Origin of the sequence: Acinetobacter marinus (assembly GCF_900096915.1) — a bacterium.
Classification (GTDB): Bacteria; Pseudomonadota; Gammaproteobacteria; order Pseudomonadales; family Moraxellaceae; genus Acinetobacter; species Acinetobacter marinus.
Genome location: NZ_FMYK01000005.1, coordinates 14,299 through 29,213 on the forward strand (window position 1 = coordinate 14,299; position 14,915 = coordinate 29,213).

Sequence of the window (14,915 nt, forward strand, 5' to 3'; positions counted from 1 at the left end):
ATAGTGCATTTTTTGCAGTAGCTTGATTACAATAGGCGAACTGTTTAATCCCACAACTAGCGCAAGGAGGACGACTATGCTTGAAGCGTTTTACGCCACCGATCGCGGTAGTTTAGAAGATGAAACCATCAACGGTGGCTTTGACCTGCACCCAGAGTTGGTGTGGATTGACCTGATTGCGCCGACCCACGAAGAACAAGAATGGGTGCTTGAAGCATATGATCAAAATCTACCAACACTCAAATCCTTAGAAGACATTTCTTCCTCAGCACGTTTTTATCGTGATGATGAAGGCATCTTGCATATCAGCACCTACTTCCTCACCAAAAATAAAAATTTCCAAGCGGATGGTGAAATTGAAGAATTTGAAAATATGCTGGCGGCGACCATTCAGACCGTTGCTTTTATTCTCACCAAAGACCGTTTAATTACCCTTCGTGGTGAGAAGCTGGTGTCGTTTCGTGCATTTCGTGCCCGTGCCCGTCGTAATGATTACGACATGGATTTTAAAGATCCTGTGTGGATTCTGCTCGGCTTACTCGAAGCCAAGCTGGATGAGCTTGCGGATATCTTGGAAGATATCCACAAGGACTTGGAAAAATACTCCACAGAAGTGCTGAATAACCATCATCGTGAGCAGATTCTTGACTTAGATGACATGATTACACGCCTTGCGCATCAAGAAGATATGCACGGAAAAGCACAACTGTGTTTGATCGATTTACGTCGTGTTTTGACATTCTTATCTCGTCCACGTGCGCTGGGTAGTCATATCTATGACGCCGATATTCGAGAGCTCAACGAAGATGTCCGCTCACTCGTAGAACACAATGCCTTCTTATTCCAAAAGATTCGATTCTTGATGGACACCACCTCGGGATTCATTAACACCGAACAAAGCGACACCATCAAACGCTTCTCGATTTTGCCAAGTATGCTTGCGCCACCGATGCTCATCGCCAGTGTTTATGGCATGAATACCGATGTGTTGCCTTTTGCACATGGCACCATGAGCTTTATTGTGGTCTCGATTTTGATCGTGTTGTTCTTTATCGGTCCGATGATTTATTTCCGTTGGAAGAAGTGGATTTAAGATTTCAGCAATGGTGTTGAAATATTCCCAATTAACGCTCCTTAACTCTCTCGATATTTTTTCAATTTTTCCGCCAAAAACTCAATAAAAATCCGAACCCGTTTCGGCAAATGATCTTGCTGATAATACACCGCATGGATATTTTGATGATGTGCGGTAATTTCATCTTCAAATAAGGTGACCAAACGTCCCTGCTTAATGTCTTTAGACACCAAAAACTGCGACAAACAACTTATCCCATTGCCCATCAAAGTCAGTTGGCGCACCGTTTCGCCATTAGAGGCTTTGAGTTTGGCATGAATGGTCAGTGCTCGTTCGTCCACCTTTAAAGGCCACGTATTCAGTGCCGGGACTTTACTAAAACCAATCAATTGATGCTGATCCAAGACATTTGGCGATTCAGGATAACCATGCTTTGCCAAATATTCTGGGCTGGCGACAATATACAAGCGACTGCGACACAACAACTTGGCGTGCAAACTGGAATCTTGCAGTTGCCCAAAGCGAAATGCCACATCGGTGCGTTGCTCTAACAAATCAATCACTTGATCATTGCTATTCATCTCGATTTCGATTGCAGGATACAGTTGCATAAATTCCTGAATCAACGGTGCCACCACATGTAAAATAAACGGTGTCGCCGAGTCGATCCGAATCAAGCCTGAAATCTCTTGATCAAAAGTTTGTAAGGCATCTTCGGCAGCTTCCAAATCCCGTAGGATCTGCCGTGCTTTTTCTAAAAAGATTTGCCCTTCTTGCGTGAGGCTAATCTTGCGTGTGGTGCGTTCGAGCAGGGTCACACCGAGTTTAGACTCAAGGCGTTGCAAGGCACGGCTAACACCAGAGGTGGTCTGATCCAGTTGTGCCGCTGCACAGACGATCGCCCCACTATCAACGATGGTGACAAAGGCAATCAGTTCTTCAATGGAGGATTTCATCAGTATTGATCACAACAATTATTGATTTATAGTCAACAATATTTTGCCTAAAGTCCGATTTTTCAACAAGCCTTTTTTAGAGAGAATAGCCACATCGCAAAATACAACCTATTTAAAAATTTTTGAGGTAGAGATGATCATTCCAAAATTCGGCGTTGGCACTTTCCGTCTACAAGACCAAGTGGTGATTGATTCAGTCAAAACAGCCCTAGACGTCGGTTATCGTGCCATTGATACCGCACAGATTTATGGCAATGAAGCACAAGTCGGTCAGGCGATTCGTGAGTCGAACGTGGCGCATCAGGATATTTTCCTGACCACCAAGATTTGGACGGACAACTATAGCGCTGACAAGCTGATTCCAAGTCTAAAAGACAGTCTACACAAGCTCGGCACTGATGCGGTCAATTTGACGTTGATCCATTGGCCTGCGCCAAAGCAAGGCGTAAACATCGCTGAGGTGATGCAAAACTTGCTCGAAGCCAAGCAACAAGGACTGACCGAGCATATTGGAATTTCCAATTTTAATATTGAGCTAACACAGCAAGCCATTGATAGCATTGGTGTAGAACACATTGCCACCAATCAAATCGAACTGAGTCCATATTTGCAAAATCAAAAATTGGTCGATTTTTTGCAATCTAAACAGATTGATGTGACCTCTTATATGACGTTGGCATATGGCAAAGTGTTGGGTGATGCGACCTTAACTGAGATTGCACAGGCGCATCAAGCAACAACGGCACAGATTGCATTGGCGTGGGCATTACAGCGTGGCTTTGCGGTGATTCCATCTTCGACCAAACGTGACAATCTGATCAGCAATCTCAAAGCACAAGAGATCGAGCTCAGTGCCGAGGAGATGCAACGTATCGCACAACTGGAGTGTAACGGGCGTGAAGTCAACCCTGAAGAACTTGCCCCAATCTGGGACTAAGCGTTAACTACATTTTCAGAGATTTTTAGCGACATCTTATTTAGAGAATCAAAATGAAATCGAATCTTCCCCTGTTGGCACTTGCGGTCGGTGCATTTGCCATTGGAACCACCGAGTTTTCACCGATGGGCTTCTTACCTGAGATTGCCGCAGGTTTGGATATTTCTATTCCGCAAGCGGGGATGTTGATCACCGCTTATGCTGTGGGTGTGATGATTGGTGCGCCATTTATGACACTACTCTTGTCTTCATTTCCACGTCGTAAGGCATTGATCTTACTAATGGCGATATTCACCATTGGCAATATCTTGGCGGCATTTGCGCCAAATTATGTCAGCCTGATGGGTGCACGAATCATTACCAGTTTGAATCATGGTGCATTCTTCGGCATCGGTTCGGTGGTGGCAGCTAGCCTTGTGCCGAAAGAGAAACAAGCCAGTGCGGTCGCCATGATGTTTATGGGACTGACCGTTGCCAATATCGGCGGTGTTCCGCTTGCCACATGGTTTAGTCAAAATGTCGGCTGGCGTAATGCTTTTGCGGTGATTTCTGGGCTGGGTGTGGTCACCATGCTTGCGCTGTGGGCGGTACTGCCAAAAGGACAAAAAGGTAATAAACCGAATGTCAAACAAGAGCTTGCGGTACTTACACGTCCTGCGGTGCTCCTTGCGCTTTCGACGACAGTGCTTGGTGCCAGTGCGATGTTTACTCTCTACACTTACATTGCACCAAGTTTGCAAACTTTCACTCATGCTAGCCCAACACTGATCACCTTCATGTTGGTGATGATTGGCATTGGCTTCTCGATTGGTAACCATCTCGGTGGTAAATTTGCAGATAAATCGATTGATAAAACGTTGTTAGGCTTCTTGAGTTTATTGATCGTAATGATGCTGTTGTTCCCGATCTTGGCAAAAACAGCGATTGGTGCGGGTATTGCACTGGTGATTTGGGGTGCATCGACTTTTGCCGTGGTGCCACCATTACAAATGCGTGTTATGGAAGTGGCACACGAAGCGCAAGGTTTGGCATCTTCTGTGAATATCGGTGCATTTAACTTGGGTAATGCGGTCGGTGCAGCAGCAGGTGGTGCGGTGCTCAGTCTTGGTCTTGGCTATGTCGCAGTATCCATCACAGGTGCGATCTTGGCAGGCATTGCGATACTGTTAGTGCTTTGGCAAATGCGCCGTCAATCTAATACAGCAACTGAAGCACAGCCCTGCACTTCTAGCTAAGTTCATAAACTTCAAAATAGCGCCTCATCTGTGAGGCGTTATTTTTGCTGAAAAGATTTTTATCAACATTGATCCATAGATCAATTATTTCTCGGCGCTATGCTTGGTTCGAATCAGTGTCGATAAATCATAGCCTTGTGCTTTGGCGGTATTGAGATAATCTTCAATCACCGCCTCATCCACATCAGGAGTACGTGACAATAACCACAGATAGCGATGCGATGGTCCGCCCACCAATGCCACTTGATAATCTTCATCGACACGAAGCACCCAATAATCGCCCTTGCTAAAGGGCACCCAACGCAGCCCTTTCGGCAAGAAGCTGACTTTCAATTGGCTGTTACCATCATTTTGTGAATAAGCAACGCCTTCTGACACATCCAGCTTGCCATCGGTATTGATACACTGATTTTTGACCTGAATGGTTTGATCGGCATTTAGACTATACTCGGCTTGCACATCACTGGCGCAGTTGCGCTGAAAGTACATCGGCAGTCGTGCCACTTCATACCACGTCCCGAGATATTTCTGTACATCAATGGCATCGACAGCTTTGGGCTGTGCAGTTGTTGGCGTTTGCATTGCGCTACTTTTTGCTTGCGCAACATTCACCCACACTGCCAATCCTGTCAAAGCGACTGCAGTCAGCCAGATTTTTTTATTTTTCGTCACCTTAGCACCTCATCATCAAATTTAAATACAATCAATAAGCGCAAATTCAATTAAAGCAAAACCCATTAAAACAAAACAATCTGTGATTTTCTGTAGTGAAACTATTCAACATCGTTTAAACATTTTACAATGATGATGATCTTGTCACCTATTTCCACGAAAAAAATGAAAAAGCAAATACTCAGTTTCGCCATCATCACCGCCACCTTAGTCCTCACAGGATGTAGCCGTGAGCCCAGCCAAGAACAGCTACAAACGCTGTATCAGGAGAAAATTCAGCAGACCAATGCGCTTGCTGAGCGCCTGACACAACAGAAAGGCGAGCTCATGAAAGTGAGTAAGTTTGAGAAGTTGGATTGTCATAAAATTGACAAAAGTAAGGATCTCAGTTGTCGGATCAATGTCACGGTCGAGATGCCATTTTTAGGTGCGCAAAACAATACCACCGATTTACGGGTGGCAAAAAGTGAAAATGGTTGGGTGATTGTCGACTAAGTTCTACATGCTTTGAAATTGCCAATTTACCCAGAGCACCAAAAAATCAGACACAAAAAACGAGGCTCTCGACCTCGTTTTTTTATTTGCTATCAATAGCTGATGATACAACTTAGGCTTCGACAGGGATTTCACCGAATTTACCACTTTGGAAATCTACAAAGGCTTGTTTGATTTCAGCCTGCGTATTCATCACGAATGGTCCATAGCCTTCGATCGGCTCATTCAATGGCTCACCTGTGAGAATCAAGAATTTTGCATCTTGATTGACCACCACTTCAAAGTCAGCTTCACCATCTCGTGCCAAAACTGCAACACTACTAGATTTCACGGTTTGATCACCATTGACCACCACTTCACCATCCAAGACCACCAACATCGCATTATGCGTCACAGGGACAAAGAAGCGATGCGTGGTACCTGCTTTGAGCACGCCATCCCACATATTCACAGGTGAATAGGTCGACGCCGCACCTTTTTGGTCATTCCCAGTTTGATCATGGTAAGTCCCTGCAATCACACGCAAGTGGCTACCTGCATCATCAAGTTTCACATCTGGAATTTGATCCGCTGTGATGCCTTGATATTTTGGTGCGGTCATTTTATCTTTGGCTGGCAAATTCACCCAAAGTTGCACCATCTCAAAGGTTCCACCTGATTCAGCAAATTCCGTTGAGTGGAACTCCTCATGCACCACGCCAGAGGCAGCACTCATCCACTGTACATCGCCAGATTTGATGGTACCACCACCGCCACTGGAGTCACGATGTGACACTTCACCTTGATACGCCAAAGTCACGGTTTCAAAGCCACGGTGCGGATGTGAACCCACGCCATGTTGCTCAGTGGTTGGTTGGAATGGATAAGGCGCAGCATAGTCCAAAAGCAAAAATGGGCTAATGGCTTGACCTAAACGATCATAGGAAAACAAGTTGCGTACTGGGAATCCATCGCCGACCCAATGCATTTGGTTGTTGTTAATATTTGCGATCACTTTTCTCATGATTCATCTCCAATTCGTTATGAGGCTATTATAAAGCTGCATTTGCACAATAAATAGACAACCACATCAACACAATGTTCTATATATGAAACAGTTTAAGCCTTGAATTATTATTCATCGCTTTTTTGATGATATTTTCAGCACAATCCTTTCTTGTAAAATTGCTGATGTTTCTGCATGATGTGTAAAACATTGAAAAGAGCAATGATATGAAAGCCTTAGCAAGTACCTTGACTGCAATGATGCTGGCACTCAGCAGTACCAGTTACGCTGATGTGAATACACTTAGTCAAAATCTCAAAAAGAACTACCCTACGCTCAGCGCCAAAGTGGTCGGTGAAAGTCCAGTCGATGATATTTATGAAGTACAAATGGCGGGGAGCTTGGTCTATACCGATGAAGATGCACGTTATTTCTTTGTCGGCAACTTGGTGGATTTTCAAAACAAAGTCAATTTGACTGAACAACGTGAGCAACAACTCAATAAAATCGACATCAGTCAACTACCGCTTGCCAATGCCATCAAAAATGTCAAAGGCAAAGGTGAACGCAAACTCTATGTCTTTAGTGATCCAGATTGTCCGTATTGTCAGCGTTTAGAGCAAGAGTTGACCACAGTGGACAATGTCACGATTTATACCTTTATGATGCCACTGACCGCTTTACATCCGAATGCCGAGCGCATTGCCAAAAAAGTCTGGTGTTCTGAAAATCGCTATGAAGCATGGGAAGATTATTTACTGCATAAAAAAATGCCAAGTGCCAGCGACAACTGTAGTAATCCGATTCAGAAAAATCTCGAACTTGCCAATAGTCTGAATATCTCAGGTACGCCGACTTTATTTTTAAATAATGGGGAGCGCATCTCGGGTGGACGTTCTGCGGCAGAATTAGAAAGTTTGCTGAACTCAGCGAAATAATCGCTGATACGTCAAAAGAATGCTACAAGCAAATTTCCAGACGTACATAAGCAGATGATTCATCGCAGTGATGGATCATCTTTTTTTACTGTTTTGGATTTAGATTAACTATACCACTGCACGATCAATAGGCTAATCACAGCAAAGCCAAAGATGGTGCTTAGCATCAGTGGCGTCAAGGCTTTTTCATTAAGTCCATACGCCTGTCCAAAAATGCCAAACGATACAGGCATCGGCAAAGCGGCGATCAAGGTGCCCGCATACAACATTTCCTGACTGACATTGGGTAGCATGCTCAAAAAGCCAAACACCAGCAGTGGCATCAGCACGACTTTCATGCTCACCAACAGCCACGTGCCCAGATTTAAGGCTTTTAAACCCACACCGACCAGACTGGCGCCAATTACAAATAAGGCGATCGGCGCTGCGGTATTGCCAAGCATGGTCAACACTTTATGCAGTTGTTCAGGCAACTGCCATGACATCAAGCTACAGATCAACCCCAACATAATCGACACAATCACAGGATGAAGTAATACGCCTTTAAGGGTTTTTAACAGCACCTGTATTGGACTGGGTGCTGACTGCGCCTGTTCTGCCAATGATTTACCGTGGCTTAGACCTATTTCCGCCAAGCACAGCATCAGCACCACGATCATTAGATTTTCCACCAGCAAGGTCAGGGAAATATAAATCGCTGCGTGACTGCCAATCAACATGGTCAGAATCGCCGTACCGATAAAGCCAGTATTGGACATCGACGCACCCATCGACATCACCGCACTGTGCGTCATCGACATCTGAAAATAATGCCGAAACATAAAAAATGCAGCACCAAAGAGCAGCAATGAAGCCAAACCATACGCCAAAAAGTAGCTCGGTTGCCACAAGGCATAAATGTCCTTATCCGCCAAAGCGTAGAGCAGGAATGCAGGCAAGGAAATTTTAATGACGAAGTTACTGAGGGCGGCAATATGCGACCGTTCAACCAACTTGAGTTTGGCAGAAAAATAACCGATGAGCGTGAGTAACACCAACGGAAGAATGACGGAAATAACCACGTGATACCTTTTTATCGATCCCTTTACTGAGCTCTGTCTTGGTCGGTTTGCTGATCTTTATGTTGATCCTTTTGCTGGTCTATCTGGTCTATGTAGAACGGCAAAACGATATAAGATGCGAAGTGCCTGCTATGTTATGCTGTTTCAGCTACTTTGAGCAACTCGACCTTAGCATGTTCATTCAATGCTATCATTACCACTGTGTCAGATGATGTCTGCACACGATTACTTTAGCCAAATAACGCCCCCTCTTACTTGAATAGAACCATGCCTGAACTGCCCGAAGTCGAAACCACCAAAGCCAGCCTCGCACCATTACTTGGATTGCGCTTAGTCAATGTCACGGTACACCAAGCCTCTTTACGCTGGGCGGTGCCTGACGATCTCTCCAAGTTGATCGGACTGACGCTCACTGAATTACAGCGCCGATCAAAATATATTATCGCCGATTTTGAAGGTCAGCAGATGCTCTGGCATCTCGGGATGTCGGGCAGTTTTCGACTTTGTGCGCCACATACCGAACTGCGCAAGCATGATCATGTGGTATTTGACTTTGGTGAGATTCATTTGCGCTATCACGATCCACGGCGCTTCGGTTGCTTGCTTTGGCTGGATGAAATGCATCAACAGAAGTTGCTTGATCCGCTTGGCCCTGAGCCCTTATCAGATGAGTTCAACGCCGAACATTTATGGACAAAATTAAAAAGCAAACAGGTCGCCATCAAAGTCGCCTTGATGGACAATCATGTGGTGGTCGGTGTGGGAAATATTTATGCCACCGAATGTCTGTTTAACACAGGTATCCATCCTGCACAGCTTGCCAATAGTTTAAGTCAAGCGCAGGTAACTGCTTTGGTCGCAGAGATCAAAAAAGTGTTGGCGCATGCCATCCAACTTGGTGGGTCAACGCTTCGAGACTATAGCAATGCTAGCGGTGAAAATGGTTACTTTCAGCAGACTTTACTCGCCTATGGGCGTGTCGGAGAAATGTGCGTCAACTGTGAAACACCGATCGAAAATATCAAACTCGGACAACGTGCCAGCGCCTTTTGTCCGCAATGTCAGCCATTAAAAAAGATCCAAGCAACAACCAAATCGACAAAAAAGAAAACTCAAGTCAGCACAAAAAAGCCTCAAGGAGCGACTAAATGAAAACCGCCATCGTCCGTCATATCCTCGTCAAAGACAAAGTGCTTGCGGAACAGCTCAAGCAAAAAATCTTAGCTGGCGCTGACTTTGCCAAAATCGCCAAACAACACTCCACCTGTAACTCTGCAAAACGTGGTGGTGAACTTGGTGAGGTGAAAAAAGGACAACTGGTGCCTGTGATTGACAAATTGGTATTTAGCGCAGAAGAACGTAAACTGCATGGTCCGATTAAAAGCCAATTTGGCTTTCATCTGGTAGAAATTAAATTTCGTATGGATGGCTTCCGCTAATCGTTCTATGTGTCAAAGTGATTGTTATTGTTCTGCCTGTGCATGTTTCATGGCATAAATCCAAGCATCGAGTGACTGACCGTGCTCATCCTGCGCCTGTACCTTGACCCGTTGATATTGCGCCCCTTCAAATTCATCAATCATGTCCAAATGATCATGCAATTGCTCATGGATAAAGAATAATCCTTCTACACGATCCGCTTGCGCATCTAGCACAATCGCAGGCAATCCAATGTCTGCACCCCAATTTAAAGTATGCACCACGCCATGTACATAGCCTTTTTGCCAACGCCCACCAAGTGGCGCAAGGACGTGTTCATTCGGCTGATTTGGGCGCAATGTCCCGTAAACAAAAAGATTTTTCATAACACCATTTCAAACAACTATGCTAAGTTGTGCGCATATTAAACAGATTGCACAGTCATTTCCACTGTCATGCATTTACACTATCATGCATTTTCGCTGTCATATAGTTTCACTGTCATACATTTAACAGCGAATAAAAAAACGGCATGTCTGCCGTTTTTTATCGTGAATACCTCAAACCATTAAGGTTGTGGGCGATTCTTCAATTGATCACGGATTTCACGAAGCAATTCGATGTCTTCAGGCGTTGCTTCTGGTTCTGGCGCAGCTTCTTCTTTACGGCGCATGTTGTTCATGGCTTTCACCAATAAGAACACCACAAATGCCAACAAGATGAAGTTAATCAAGATCGTAATGAAGTTACCATAATGGAAAATATTCAAACCTGCTTCTTTGGCGGCTTCTAAAGTTTGAATATTGTTTGGATTGTCACCCAAGATCAAGAACATGTTGGTGAAATCTACTTCACCGCCCAAGATCCATGAAATCAAAGGCATAATCACATCTTTGACCAATGAATCAATAATTTTACCAAATGCGCCACCGATGATCACACCGACAGCAAGATCCATCATATTGCCTTTTAAAGCAAATTCCTTAAACTCTTGCACCATACCCATTTGCACAATCTCCAGATTAAAAAGTACACAACTTTATGTTATATCTCTCGAGCAGAGAGAAATCACGAGTAATTTACTTGGTTTTTGTAATTGCACCAAGTGGAATCGACAGAATGATACAAAAAACATCGACTTGTTCTTACTTTTTTTAATGCATATTGGATTTTAAAACGTCGTTTTCCGAATCTGATCTTGATTTTTGCCCGCATTGCACTTATTAAAATATCAATCACAATTTTTATATGAGCAAGATGATGCCTTTAAGCCCTGCGACTTTGCCTTTACCACAATTTAGTCAAATCAATATTCAACAATTAAAACAAGACATTCTCGACTTGATTCAACGTGGTTTGAACCTGCTTGCGCAAGTGCAAACACCACAGGATTTTCAGCACAGTTTACACACCGTCCAACAATTTGATGAATTTGAAAATCAATTTAGTGAATTATTTGGTGTGCTGTCACATCTTAATGCAGTGATGAATACGCCTGAACTGCGTGAAGTGTATCAATCGCTCTTGCCTGAGATTAGTAACTTTTATACCCAAGCAGGGCAAAACGAAGCGCTGTATCAAACTTACCAATTCATCGCTGATCAAGTCGAATTTGCCAACTTGCGTCCTGCACTACAAAGCGCAATACAACATGCCATCAAAGATTTTAAACTCTCTGGTGTGGCACTGCCACCTGAGAAAAAAGCGATTTATGCGGAAAATGTCGCACGTTTATCTCAGCTGTCATCGGACTTTTCCAATCATGTGCTCGATGCCACGCAAGCATATCATTTGCAACTTGATGATGCACAGCTCAAAGGCATTCCTACCAGTAGCCAAGCGCTACTACGCCAGTACGGTGAACAAAAAGGCTTAGATCAAGCGGTCGCAACCTTAGACATTCCAGCCTATCTCGCCATCATGACCTATGCCGATGATCGTGAACTGCGCAAGACCATTTATCACGCCTATACCACACGGGCCTCAGAGCTTGGTGGCCATCCTGAATTTGACAATAGCGCCATCATGCAAGAGATTTTGGCGCTACGTGAATCACAAGCACAGTTACTTGGATTTGCCAATTATGCCGAATTGTCTTTGGCGAAAAAAATGGCACCAAGCGTAGAAAAAGTCCGTGAATTTCTAATTGATCTTGCCGACAAAGCCAAAGCGCCTGCTAAGCAAGAACTGGCGGAAATCAAAGCCTTTGCCGAAAAGGATGGCATCACAGAACTTCAAGCATGGGACACGGCGTATTATGCGGAGAAAATTAAACAGCAAAACTTTAATCTGTCACAAGAAGCCTTAAAGCCGTATTTCCCAATTCAAAAAGTAGTCAATGGTTTATTCCAAATCGCTGAAAAACTCTATGCGGTGAACATCGTTGAGAAGCAAGCCGACTTTTGGCATCCCGACGCTAAATATTACGAAGTGGAAGAACATGGTCAAGTGATTGGTGGATTCTACTTTGACTTGTATGCTCGTGAAAATAAACGTGGCGGTGCGTGGATGAGTGGCTTCCGTTCTAAAGTCAGAGATCAGCAACTCGATCAAAAACCTGTGGCGTTTATGGTGTGTAACTTTGCACCACCTGTTGGTGATCAGCCTGCACAGCTCACCCATGATGAAATCACCACTTTATTCCATGAGTTTGGGCATGGTTTGCACCATATCTTGACTGAAGCCGATCATATTGGTGTGGCAGGTACGCACGCCGTGGCGTGGGATGCGGTGGAACTGCCAAGTCAGTTTATGGAATTTTGGGCGTGGGAAGAACAAGGTTTAGACTTGATCAGTGCGCATATCGACTCAGGTCAACCACTGGAAAAATCACTTTTACAGGCATTATTTGCCGCACGTTTCTTCCAGACAGGCATGCAGACCTTAAGACAAGTCGAATTTGCCTTGTTTGATTTGGATATTCATGCGCACAGCCCTGCACCAACAACAGCACAGATTCAGCAGATTTTGGATGAGGTGCGGAGTCAAGTTGCGGTACTCAAAACACCAAGTGACAACCGTTTCCAACACAGCTTTAGCCATATCTTTGCAGGCGGTTATGCGGCGGGTTACTACTCGTACAAATGGGCGGAAGTGCTTGCCAGTGATGCGTTTGATCGCTTTGAGCAAGAAGGGATTTTTAATGTGGAAACAGGTCAAGCCTTTCGCAAAGCGATTCTCGCTGTCGGTGGGCAAGTTGAAGCCTTACAAGCCTTCACCGACTTCCGTGGTCGTGAACCAAGCATAGATGCCTTACTGCGTCATAATGGCTGGACTGCCGCTTAATTTCGCTGTTGGTGCTGTGTCATTGCCACACTATTTAAATATTTTGAAAGATTGGACGAGGTGAGGTGAATTCGCTACACTTAACCTTGATCCAGTGATTGCAAAGCATGTCATTGTGAAAATCAATTGTAAAAGTCATAGGTTGTGTTCATGAAACGACGTTTTATCGCAGGGGCGAAATGCCCAAAATGTCAGGCACAGGATCGTGTCGTCATGATCACCAGCGATGATGATGAATGGATCGAATGTATCGAATGCGACTATACAGAGCAACGCCCGAGCGAAGACAGCTACGTTGCACCTGAAGCGCCTGACGATATTGGGGTAATACAATTTAAACCACGGCAACGCCAATAAATTTAATAAAAGTAATAGGTTTCAACGCATGTCGAGTGAACAATCAAATAAAAACTTATGGATCATCATCACTGTGATCTGCATCGTGGTGCTTGCCATTGGCGCCTATGTTGCCTTACAAGATAATCAGCCAAGTAATGAGCTCAATCCAGAAACATCGGCGACAACCCGCCCACTGAATGAGCACGGGCTCAGCGAGGAGCAGATGACTGAAATTGCCCAGCAATCCACCGCACAAACTGAGCAAATGCAAGAGAACAGCCAAGACTTTGCTGAGCTAGTCGATGAGTCTTTGCTTGAACAGCCGATCGCTGAAGACCAAGCGCTGAAAAAAGATGAAATCGCGCAACTGGAAGAGGTGCAAAAACAGCTCGGTGAACAAAAAGATTTACTTGAGCAACAGCACCAAGATGCCGACAAATTGCTTGAATTGAAAGAACAACAGCTTGCCGAACTCGAAGCACAGCTAAAAAGCAATCATCCGCCAGCGCAGACGACTGCCCAATAACCAGCATTCGATGTTGAGATCGTTTTTATCTCTGCTGAATCCTGATCGCATTCGATAGTATAAATCGTGAATTTCGGTACAATAGCGCTTATTGTGCCGATTTTTCTTTATGCACGACAGCAACGCTCATATCCGTACCGCATTACTCTTATTGACCCTTTCCGCCCTGCTTTTCTCTGGCATGGGGGTGCTCATTCGTTTTGCCTCGCAAACCGTGGATAATGCCACCATCGTATTTTTCCGTAATGCTGTGGGACTGCTCTTTATCTTGCCACTGGTGCTTCGTTCAGGCATACACAATCTCAAAACGCAAAAGCTCTGGATGCACACTTGGCGAGCGGTGATCGGACTGACAGCGATGTATGGCTTTTTCTACGCCATTGCTCATATGAAATTGTCCAATGCCATGGTATTTACCTATTCCTCACCGATTTTTATTCCGTTGATTGCTTGGCTATTTTTAAAAGAGCGTATCACGACATGGATGCTGTGGACGTCACTGCTCGGCATGGTCGGTGTGCTTTTTGTGGCGAAACCCGATAGCGGTTTGTTTAATCAATTATCAGCGATTGGTATCATGGCGAGCTTTTGTGCAGCGATGGCATTTGTCACAGTCCGTGCCTTGACCAATACCGAACCGCCTGTGCGGATTGTGTTTTATTTTTGCCTGATTGCGACCATCATTTCTGCGCTGCCGATGTTTTGGCATTGGCGAGTGTTTAGTCCGACCGAGCTGTTTTATTTATGCGGTGCAGGGATTTTGGCAACGGCAAGCCAACTGTGCATGTCACATGCCTACAAGCTCGCACCTGCGGGTCAGATTGGACCTGCCAATTATTTGGCGATTATTTTTGCGGGAATGTGGGCGGCGATGCTGTGGCAAGAATATCCTGATGGATTGAACCTGATTGGTTTTAGTTTGATTTTAATGGCATTATTAATGTGTTCTCCGCAGATCCAGCGCAAAATCGAACGCTTATGGACGTAGTTGT

17 protein-coding genes are annotated in these 14,915 nt (G+C 44.6%); 11 read left to right on the forward strand and 6 right to left on the reverse strand.

Annotated features, from left to right (window positions below; translation table 11 throughout):
• Window positions 1–76: 76 nt before the first annotated feature.
• Entirely contained in the window at window positions 77–1,093 is a 1,017-nt protein-coding gene (locus tag BLQ60_RS09805; protein ID WP_092619637.1) for a CorA family divalent cation transporter, read from the forward strand.
• A gap of 41 nt (window positions 1,094–1,134) precedes the next feature.
• On the opposite strand, the gene BLQ60_RS09810 is transcribed toward BLQ60_RS09805, so the two are convergent.
• Window positions 1,135–2,031, reverse strand: coding sequence for a LysR family transcriptional regulator (locus BLQ60_RS09810; protein WP_092619640.1), 897 nt, complete (start codon window positions 2,029–2,031; stop codon window positions 1,135–1,137).
• 133 nt (window positions 2,032–2,164) lie between these two features.
• Between BLQ60_RS09810 and dkgB the strand changes: the two genes are divergently transcribed.
• Both dkgB and BLQ60_RS09820 read left to right on the forward strand, forming a co-directional pair.
• On the forward strand, window positions 2,165–2,968 hold the full coding sequence (gene dkgB / locus BLQ60_RS09815; protein ID WP_092619644.1) for a 2,5-didehydrogluconate reductase DkgB: 804 nt from the start codon (window positions 2,165–2,167) through the stop codon (window positions 2,966–2,968).
• A gap of 53 nt (window positions 2,969–3,021) precedes the next feature.
• Window positions 3,022–4,203: an MFS transporter gene (locus tag BLQ60_RS09820; RefSeq protein ID WP_092619647.1), complete on the forward strand. Its 1,182-nt coding sequence runs from the start codon at window positions 3,022–3,024 to the stop codon at window positions 4,201–4,203.
• Window positions 4,204–4,287: 84 nt separating this feature from the next.
• On the opposite strand, the gene BLQ60_RS09825 is transcribed toward BLQ60_RS09820, so the two are convergent.
• A complete protein-coding gene (locus tag BLQ60_RS09825) occupies window positions 4,288–4,785 on the reverse strand; it encodes a lipocalin family protein (RefSeq protein WP_092620009.1) in 498 nt (165 codons plus the stop codon).
• Between the two features lie 255 nt (window positions 4,786–5,040).
• Between BLQ60_RS09825 and BLQ60_RS09830 the strand changes: the two genes are divergently transcribed.
• Window positions 5,041–5,370: a hypothetical protein gene (locus tag BLQ60_RS09830; protein WP_143005211.1), complete on the forward strand. Its 330-nt coding sequence runs from the start codon at window positions 5,041–5,043 to the stop codon at window positions 5,368–5,370.
• A 112-nt stretch (window positions 5,371–5,482) separates the two neighbouring features.
• Here the strand turns inward: BLQ60_RS09830 and BLQ60_RS09835 are convergent, their stop codons facing one another.
• The gene (locus BLQ60_RS09835) at window positions 5,483–6,373 is read right to left on the reverse strand and encodes a pirin family protein (protein WP_092619653.1); all 891 of its coding nucleotides are present in this window, start codon (window positions 6,371–6,373) and stop codon (window positions 5,483–5,485) included.
• A gap of 209 nt (window positions 6,374–6,582) precedes the next feature.
• Here BLQ60_RS09835 and BLQ60_RS09840 point away from each other — a divergent pair, with 209 nt between their 5' ends.
• Entirely contained in the window at window positions 6,583–7,293 is a 711-nt protein-coding gene (locus BLQ60_RS09840; RefSeq protein WP_092619656.1) for a DsbC family protein, read from the forward strand.
• Between the two features lie 104 nt (window positions 7,294–7,397).
• Here BLQ60_RS09840 and BLQ60_RS09845 read toward each other — a convergent pair whose 3' ends face one another.
• Window positions 7,398–8,354, reverse strand: coding sequence for an AEC family transporter (locus BLQ60_RS09845; RefSeq protein WP_092619659.1), 957 nt, complete (start codon window positions 8,352–8,354; stop codon window positions 7,398–7,400).
• 267 nt (window positions 8,355–8,621) lie between these two features.
• Between BLQ60_RS09845 and mutM the strand changes: the two genes are divergently transcribed.
• A complete protein-coding gene (mutM, locus tag BLQ60_RS09850; protein WP_092619662.1) occupies window positions 8,622–9,506 on the forward strand; it encodes a bifunctional DNA-formamidopyrimidine glycosylase/DNA-(apurinic or apyrimidinic site) lyase in 885 nt (294 codons plus the stop codon).
• Window positions 9,503–9,793, forward strand: a complete 291-nt coding sequence (locus BLQ60_RS09855) for a peptidylprolyl isomerase (RefSeq protein ID WP_092619665.1) — start codon at window positions 9,503–9,505, stop codon at window positions 9,791–9,793. The genes mutM and BLQ60_RS09855 overlap by 4 nt, the downstream gene beginning before the upstream one ends.
• A gap of 24 nt (window positions 9,794–9,817) precedes the next feature.
• On the opposite strand, the gene BLQ60_RS09860 is transcribed toward BLQ60_RS09855, so the two are convergent.
• Both BLQ60_RS09860 and mscL read right to left on the reverse strand, forming a co-directional pair.
• Window positions 9,818–10,159, reverse strand: a complete 342-nt coding sequence (locus tag BLQ60_RS09860; protein ID WP_092619668.1) for a gamma-glutamylcyclotransferase family protein — start codon at window positions 10,157–10,159, stop codon at window positions 9,818–9,820.
• Between the two features lie 182 nt (window positions 10,160–10,341).
• Entirely contained in the window at window positions 10,342–10,779 is a 438-nt protein-coding gene (gene mscL, locus BLQ60_RS09865; RefSeq protein WP_092619671.1) for a large conductance mechanosensitive channel protein MscL, read from the reverse strand.
• Between the two features lie 254 nt (window positions 10,780–11,033).
• Between mscL and BLQ60_RS09870 the strand changes: the two genes are divergently transcribed.
• The 4 genes from BLQ60_RS09870 (at window position 11,034) to BLQ60_RS09885 (ending at window position 14,911) form a co-directional block, all read left to right on the forward strand.
• Window positions 11,034–13,058, forward strand: coding sequence for a M3 family metallopeptidase (locus tag BLQ60_RS09870; RefSeq protein WP_092619674.1), 2,025 nt, complete (start codon window positions 11,034–11,036; stop codon window positions 13,056–13,058).
• 150 nt (window positions 13,059–13,208) lie between these two features.
• The gene (locus tag BLQ60_RS09875; protein ID WP_171259095.1) at window positions 13,209–13,415 is read left to right on the forward strand and encodes a YheV family putative zinc ribbon protein; all 207 of its coding nucleotides are present in this window, start codon (window positions 13,209–13,211) and stop codon (window positions 13,413–13,415) included.
• A gap of 28 nt (window positions 13,416–13,443) precedes the next feature.
• Window positions 13,444–13,923, forward strand: a complete 480-nt coding sequence (locus BLQ60_RS09880) for a hypothetical protein (protein ID WP_092619679.1) — start codon at window positions 13,444–13,446, stop codon at window positions 13,921–13,923.
• A 109-nt stretch (window positions 13,924–14,032) separates the two neighbouring features.
• Window positions 14,033–14,911 carry a DMT family transporter gene (locus BLQ60_RS09885; protein ID WP_092619682.1) on the forward strand — a complete coding sequence of 293 codons (879 nt, stop codon included), beginning with the start codon at window positions 14,033–14,035 and terminating at the stop codon, window positions 14,909–14,911.
• Window positions 14,912–14,915 lie beyond the last annotated feature (4 nt).

What these genes read in the sequence shown, in the direction of transcription:
- BLQ60_RS09885 (WP_092619682.1), top strand. Translation starts at nt 14,033, where the DNA reads ATGCACGACAGCAACGCTCATATCCGTACCGCATTACTCTTATTGACC.
- BLQ60_RS09860 (WP_092619668.1), bottom strand. Translation starts at nt 10,159, where the DNA reads ATGAAAAATCTTTTTGTTTACGGGACATTGCGCCCAAATCAGCCGAAT.
- BLQ60_RS09820 (WP_092619647.1), top strand. Translation starts at nt 3,022, where the DNA reads ATGAAATCGAATCTTCCCCTGTTGGCACTTGCGGTCGGTGCATTTGCC.
- BLQ60_RS09875 (WP_171259095.1), top strand. Translation starts at nt 13,209, where the DNA reads ATGAAACGACGTTTTATCGCAGGGGCGAAATGCCCAAAATGTCAGGCA.
- BLQ60_RS09810 (WP_092619640.1), bottom strand. Translation starts at nt 2,031, where the DNA reads ATGAAATCCTCCATTGAAGAACTGATTGCCTTTGTCACCATCGTTGAT.
- BLQ60_RS09835 (WP_092619653.1), bottom strand. Translation starts at nt 6,373, where the DNA reads ATGAGAAAAGTGATCGCAAATATTAACAACAACCAAATGCATTGGGTC.
- mutM (WP_092619662.1), top strand. Translation starts at nt 8,622, where the DNA reads ATGCCTGAACTGCCCGAAGTCGAAACCACCAAAGCCAGCCTCGCACCA.
- BLQ60_RS09870 (WP_092619674.1), top strand. Translation starts at nt 11,034, where the DNA reads ATGCCTTTAAGCCCTGCGACTTTGCCTTTACCACAATTTAGTCAAATC.
- BLQ60_RS09840 (WP_092619656.1), top strand. Translation starts at nt 6,583, where the DNA reads ATGAAAGCCTTAGCAAGTACCTTGACTGCAATGATGCTGGCACTCAGC.
- BLQ60_RS09855 (WP_092619665.1), top strand. Translation starts at nt 9,503, where the DNA reads ATGAAAACCGCCATCGTCCGTCATATCCTCGTCAAAGACAAAGTGCTT.
- BLQ60_RS09830 (WP_143005211.1), top strand. Translation starts at nt 5,041, where the DNA reads ATGAAAAAGCAAATACTCAGTTTCGCCATCATCACCGCCACCTTAGTC.
- BLQ60_RS09825 (WP_092620009.1), bottom strand. Translation starts at nt 4,785, where the DNA reads ATGCAAACGCCAACAACTGCACAGCCCAAAGCTGTCGATGCCATTGAT.
- BLQ60_RS09805 (WP_092619637.1), top strand. Translation starts at nt 77, where the DNA reads ATGCTTGAAGCGTTTTACGCCACCGATCGCGGTAGTTTAGAAGATGAA.
- BLQ60_RS09880 (WP_092619679.1), top strand. Translation starts at nt 13,444, where the DNA reads ATGTCGAGTGAACAATCAAATAAAAACTTATGGATCATCATCACTGTG.
- dkgB (WP_092619644.1), top strand. Translation starts at nt 2,165, where the DNA reads ATGATCATTCCAAAATTCGGCGTTGGCACTTTCCGTCTACAAGACCAA.
- mscL (WP_092619671.1), bottom strand. Translation starts at nt 10,779, where the DNA reads ATGGGTATGGTGCAAGAGTTTAAGGAATTTGCTTTAAAAGGCAATATG.